This window comes from Desulfobacter sp. UBA2225 (assembly GCF_002348205.1).
Classification (GTDB): domain Bacteria; phylum Desulfobacterota; class Desulfobacteria; order Desulfobacterales; family Desulfobacteraceae; genus Desulfobacter; species Desulfobacter postgatei.
The window spans coordinates 1-6,077 of sequence record NZ_DDYV01000258.1 but is presented as its reverse complement, the minus strand read 5'-3'; the positions used below and the strand labels follow the sequence as shown (position 1 = coordinate 6,077).

At 47.5% G+C, this 6,077-nt stretch carries 6 protein-coding genes; 2 read left to right on the top strand and 4 right to left on the bottom strand.

Going from position 1 to position 6,077, the window contains the following annotated elements:
• Both B3D59_RS12885 and B3D59_RS12880 read right to left on the bottom strand, forming a co-directional pair.
• Nucleotides 1-428 (bottom strand): alanine dehydrogenase (locus B3D59_RS12885; RefSeq protein ID WP_414646538.1); only part of this gene is annotated, 428 nt, incomplete at its 3' end.
• A gap of 42 nt (nt 429-470) precedes the next feature.
• Nucleotides 471-1,214: a metal-dependent hydrolase gene (locus B3D59_RS12880; protein ID WP_286820238.1), complete on the bottom strand. Its 744-nt coding sequence runs from the start codon at nt 1,212-1,214 to the stop codon at nt 471-473.
• Between the two features lie 427 nt (nt 1,215-1,641).
• Here B3D59_RS12880 and B3D59_RS12875 point away from each other — a divergent pair, with 427 nt between their 5' ends.
• Nucleotides 1,642-2,703, top strand: coding sequence for a molybdopterin-binding protein (locus B3D59_RS12875; protein ID WP_286820237.1), 1,062 nt, complete (start codon nt 1,642-1,644; stop codon nt 2,701-2,703).
• Between the two features lie 24 nt (nt 2,704-2,727).
• On the opposite strand, the gene B3D59_RS12870 is transcribed toward B3D59_RS12875, so the two are convergent.
• Together B3D59_RS12870 and cfa are read right to left on the bottom strand one after the other, a co-directional pair.
• A complete protein-coding gene (locus B3D59_RS12870; RefSeq protein WP_286820236.1) occupies nt 2,728-3,675 on the bottom strand; it encodes an NAD(P)/FAD-dependent oxidoreductase in 948 nt (315 codons plus the stop codon).
• Nucleotides 3,676-3,763: 88 nt separating this feature from the next.
• Entirely contained in the window at nt 3,764-4,885 is a 1,122-nt protein-coding gene (gene cfa, locus B3D59_RS12865; RefSeq protein WP_286820235.1) for a cyclopropane fatty acyl phospholipid synthase, read from the bottom strand.
• 287 nt (nt 4,886-5,172) lie between these two features.
• Here cfa and B3D59_RS12860 point away from each other — a divergent pair.
• Nucleotides 5,173-6,077, top strand: a 905-nt coding sequence (locus B3D59_RS12860) for a phosphotransferase (RefSeq protein WP_286820234.1), incomplete at its 3' end; no start/stop codon positions are given.

The window sequence follows — 6,077 nt, the reverse complement described above, 5'->3', positions numbered from 1 at the left end:
TGGATGGCCATGCGTCCGGCCACCTCACTCATGGGGGTCAACAGCGGCAGAGTACCGTCGGCCTTCTGGATGGTTTCATAAGCGATGCATACGGACTTCCTCTTGATCAATGCCCGGGTCTGGGGCTCATCAGCTGCCAGGTGGAGATAGGTGAAAATGATCTGCCCTTCCCGGATCAGGTCGTACTCCGGCGGCAAGGGTTCTTTAACGTGCATGATCATGTCAGCCCCAGCGTAGATCTGTTTGGGGGTATCGACGATGTTGGCCCCGGCCCGGATGTAGGCGTCATCGGCAAAGCCGCTTCCCGCACCGGCACTTTTCTCCACCAGCACCTCGTGCCCGCTCTTAATCATCACCTCCACTCCCGCCGGAGTCATGCACACCCGATTCTCCGCCGACTTGATCTCCTTGGGTATTCCTACAATCATGTTTCCTCTCTTATGCATGCGGTTTGAATCTCAAAATCTTTTCTATTTTATAATATCTGTTTTTTCAAGCTCGGCACACAGCCGGCTAAACCATTTTCCACTGGGAAAAAACGCGAGATGCTCATAGGTTTGAGGGGCAAAAATCACGGAAACAAACCGGGTGTGACTGGGCATGGCCACAAACAAGACGGCAATGAGCATATACATGGCGATGGTTGCCTTAATATTGCCGATGCTTCCAAATTTAAATGCCGTGCCTGAAGATTTCTTCATTTTCAAGCTTAAAAAATTGAAACTGAACAGTTCATCAAGTATAAGGTGCAGAATCGAACCGCCAAAAACAAATCCCCCGGCCATCCAGGATACAAAATCATTGAAATGAAACACGCGGTTTAGACCGATTGCAGCCATGCATCCAAAGGCCACTGCCGCCGGTATGGAATGAATAATGCCCCGGTGGACCGTCAGCTTCGTAAATAAAGAAAAAATAAAAATTTTTATAAAAATAAAACTTACCGCCCAGATGATGAACAACTCCATCACTGTGTTATCGGCCCACTGCTTGAACATGACTAAAAAGGATATCACTGTTGCAATAAATGTAAACAGCAACCGGACCGTTAAAGAAGCGTCTGAATCAATGTCCGGCAACAGGCCGCCCACCACCCCGAGAACAAAGTAAAGCAGCACTTCCTGGGGAGTTGCAACTGTCGCTGCAAACAGCATTGTTGCCGCAATGCTGCTTGCGATGCTTGCCACGGTAAGATGTGTTTTAAAATCCGCCACTGTTTAAATCGGCTCATTATCTTTGAAATACGTTTATGACACTGTCTAAAAGTCATACTTTGCTCAAGAAAGCACAGGTTCGTTAAACCCGGATGTTGCTTTCAAACTTTGTTGTGAAAATGCCCCGGAAGGCACGGCCAAGTTCCCACAGGCCCTTATAGCATACAGGATTCAAATTTATAACTCAACTTTTGCTGATTAAAGAAGCCAACGCAAGTTGAGTTATAAATTGAATTTATGGTTAAAATTGATATATTTGTAAAATATCCCACCCGATTGGTGCAATAAAACAAATTGGGACTAATATGGATTACCCAAAAAGTGTAACCTATGCGCCGCGTAGAAATAAATAAGGAAGCGTTAAAAAATAACATGATTCTATGCCCCAATTGTGCATTTGGATCTTATTTTGAGCAGAGATTTAACCATGAAAAAACAGTCTAACCCACAACCATCACCCTTTAAAACCGTCCATGTTCAGGACGCCTGCGGCATGACCCTTGCCCATGATATGACCGAAATCATTCCCGACAAGGCCAAGGGACCGGCCTTCAAACGGGGAGACCGGGTCCAGGCCGGAGATATCTGTCGGCTCATGCGCATGGGAAAAAATAACCTCTATGTGCTGGATCTTGATGAGACCCAGGTGCATGAGGATGAGGCAGTGTTTGAACTTGCATCGGCCCTGGCCGGACCGGGGGTTGAGTTTTCCGGCACACCCAGCGAAGGCAAGCTGAAGCTGTATGCGGGATATCCCGGGCTGTTCAGAGTAAATGTGGCGGCATTGACGGAATTCAACATGCTGGACGATGTCATGTGCGCCAGTATCCATACCAATATCGCCGTAAACAAAGGCGACAGCCTGGCAGCCACCCGGGCCATTCCCCTGGTCATTGACCGGGCAAAACTCGACCAGGCCACCGCCTTGGCGAAATCCGCCTATCCCATCTTTTCAGTTTCAATATTCAACCCGTTGAAAATCCGGCTGGCCATCATCGGCAACGAGGTGTATGACGGCCTGATCCAGGACAGGTTCCAGGCCATTGTGGAGGAAAAAACAGCCCGGCTTGGGGCACAGGTACTTGAGGTGAATATCCTGCCCGATGACCGGAAGCGCATCACCGCCCAAATCCGGAATTACATGGACAAGAAGACCGACCTGATCATCACCACCGGCGGCATGTCCGTGGACCCCGATGATGTCACCCGGGAATCTATTGAGGCAGTTGGCTTTGATCAAGTCCACTACTCAGCCGCTGTGCTGCCCGGGGCCATGTTTCTTTTGGGCTATACCCCTAAGATCACTATCATGGGGCTGCCGGCCTGCGGGTTGTATCACCGCACCACCATATTTGACCTGATGCTGCCCCGGATCATGGCCGGAGAACGCCCTGGAAAACGCGAGCTGGCAAGCCTTTGTCACGGCGGACTGTGCCGGAACTGTCCGATCTGCCGGTTTCCCGACTGCGCTTTTGGGAAAAGCTCCTGACCTTGACCGGAATTTACACAAAGATCATTTAGGCAGCAGTATTTTCGGCAGGCTGAACCTTGGCGGGTGAGGCAAAACAAACGGTTTGTTGTCTACGATGGCATCTGCCACACGGATACCGCTTAAAACAGCACCATGGATACCCTCTCCCATGTCCAGAGTAGAGAGCCCTGCCGCATCTCCGATGATGAAGGCATTGTCCTGTCGGTATTTTTCCGGACCATGCTGGAAATAGTAATTGTGACCTTTGGGACTAGGTGGATTTTCCCTGATAAACCCCTTTTTTTGAAGATCCATTATAAAATGACGCCACTGATCCATAATGTTCTGTCCCCGGTGCTTCAACGTATGGAATTTTGCGCCAATGCCGATGTTTAACCAGTTATTTCCCTTGGGAAGATACCAGGCATACCCAGGCAGACCATGATCAAAAAACCACAAATGGCATTGATTATGCGAAATATCATATGGGTATTCCTTCTCAACGGCAACAATGAGGGATTTGGGAGGACGGGGACGCGTTTGAGTGAAAAACGTCTTGTAAACCGGGCAATGGGTACCGCCGGCACCAATGAGGTACTTGCATTGATACTGGTCGTCAATGATATAAAAACCGTTCTTCCGGATGATATTTCTTACGCAATGGGTGTTAACCGGGACACCGGCGCGGGAGATCAACCAGGCATCAAATTCATATCGTCTGACAGCATATTGACGAGTGGGTACAGGAATTTTTAGACCAAACAGATGAAAATAAATTCGATCAAATTGACTTAAGGTGTAAGGATAATCATCTCCTCGGCGTTCAAGAAGCCTAAATACGGCAGGGGTAATCCATCCCGCACAAACCTTGGGTCGGGGAAAAGAATATTTGTCCAGCACCAGGGGCGTGATCCCCTTTTGCTTGAGCTTCCAGGCGCAGGCGGCACCGGCAGGACCGCCTCCGACGATAATGATCTCCTTGTTAATCATACCCCTCCTAAGCTATTGTCGAAGACTATTTAAATTGGGCGCCACAGGCGCTTCGCCCTCTTGTATCTATTTTCTAGTTTCTTGTCTCTTACACAAGGCGACAACAGGGCGCTGAAGTCCCCTGTTTAGTCATCACAATCTGCCATAACTGCATGGATCGAGACCGAAATCCTCCGGCACAGCTTAACAGATAATACTCCCACATGCGATAAAACCGATCGCTGTATCTATCTTTAAGCTTGGGCCACACCTGTCTGAAATTTTCGTACCATGCCATCAATGTTTTATCGTAGTCCTCTCCAAAGTTATGCCAGTCCTCCATGACAAATTGGTTTTCCATGGCTTTTCCCAACTGGGCAATGGAGGGAAGCATACCATTGGGGAAAATATATTTTACAGTCCATGAGTTGCAGGCACAACGACTATCATTACGACCGATGGTATGAACCAAAGCAATGCCGTCATCCCTTAGCAACCGATTGGTCAGTTTCATGTAAGCGCCATAATTTTTATACCCCACATGCTCCATTAAACCAATGGAGAGTACCCGGTCATATTCTCCGGTGGCGGTTCTGTAATCTGCCAGCCGGATGTCAACAGGAAGCCCTTTGCATAGTTTTTCTGCAAATTTGACCTGCTCTTTGGAGACGGTGTATCCAGTCACTTCAACGCCGTACCTTGTTGCCGCATAGTGAGCAAACCCGCCAAACCCGCATCCCAGCTCAAGAACTTTCATACCGGGTTCCAGTTTTAATTTTCGGCAGACCAGTGCCCGTTTCGCCTCCTGGGCCTGATCAAGGGTGGTGGCATCTTTCCAGTATCCGCAGGTATACTGCATTTGCTTGTCCAGCATGCCCTGATAAAGATCATTGCCGATGTCATAGTGGCGTTGGCCCACCATGAAGGCACGTTTAGACGACTGTTGATTAAAAAACTTTGCCGTTAAAAGGTTCCACGTGATCCGCCACTCCTTTTCTAATACTTGCCAAAGGTTTGCGCACAACACTTTTGCGATGAACTGATCCAGGGCACGGCACTCCCACCAGTTATCCATATATGCTTCACCAAGCCCCAGAGCAGGTTCATGGATTATCCGTTGGTAAAACCGGTCATTTTTCACCTGAATATCATAGGGATTGCTTCCGTTAACGGTGATGCCGGCAAAATTCAATAATTTGTGGATGGATTTCTTGATATCCTGATTTTTCATATTTTCACTTTCTTAAAAAACAATGAAGTCATAAATATTAAAAATCTATTCTCCCATGACAGGGGCGATTTTGTTGATATACTCAATATCGCATACATTTGTCCAGTCAGTTATCCCAAAAAAATTGCCGGCAGATATGCGAACAAAATTGTTAGGTAAAAAATATTTCGAATTCAAAAATCAAAATTAACAATCGCTCAGGGTAATCTAACATTGTTTTTGACTATATTTGTGCTACAATTAACATTATCTAAAATCTTCCAAACGGGGGGAACACACCAGTGAAGATGAGAGAATCGGCCCTTCAAAAAGCCCTGTTTAAACAAATGCGGACTCCGGAGTTTTATCCCCACCCTGCTCACACTGTAACGGTCTGCGAAACCCATATTTCGATGGTGTTCCTGGCAGGCGATGTTGTTTATAAAATTAAAAAATCCGTGGGCATGGGGTTCCTTGATTTCACAACCCTTGAAAAACGCAGACATTTTTGCACCCGCGAGGTCGCATTAAATCGCCGGCTGACAAATAACGTATACCTGGATGTCACGAAAATTACCCAAAAAGGGGACCTTTTTTATATAGGCGGCGACGGAACGGTTGTTGAATATGCCGTAAGGATGCGGAAATTGTCCGAGACCCATTCCATGAAACAGCTGCTGCGATCCGGAAAAATCGGGAATAAGGATATTGACCGGCTGGCAATGGAGCTGTCCGAATTTTACGGTTCCGATACATCCCATAGGCAGCCCAATATGGAAGCGGCCTTTGAAACAATCCGGCAGAACTGCGATGAAAACTTTAAACAGGCCCAATCTCTGCTCGGGTCAATGTTTGACGGCGATTGTTTTCAGTCGGTATGGTCCAGGACAGACGCCTTTTTAAACAGGCACCCGCCCCTGTTTTTTCGCCGCATGGAAAACGAACGGTTCCGGGACTGCCATGGGGACCTAAGAACCGGTCATATTTATTTCACAGACACCGGGATTCAGATCATTGACTGTATTGAATTCAATGACCGGTTCCGGTATCAGGACGTGGGCGCGGACCTGGCGTTTCTGGTCATGGATATGGAACTTCTGGGATTTCCGGCTTTGGCTGAAAAGTTTCTTTCAGCATATGCAGGCTATAGTCATGACCCCGAAGTATATGTACTGATGAATTTTTATAAATGCTACCGGGCCATGGTACGCTT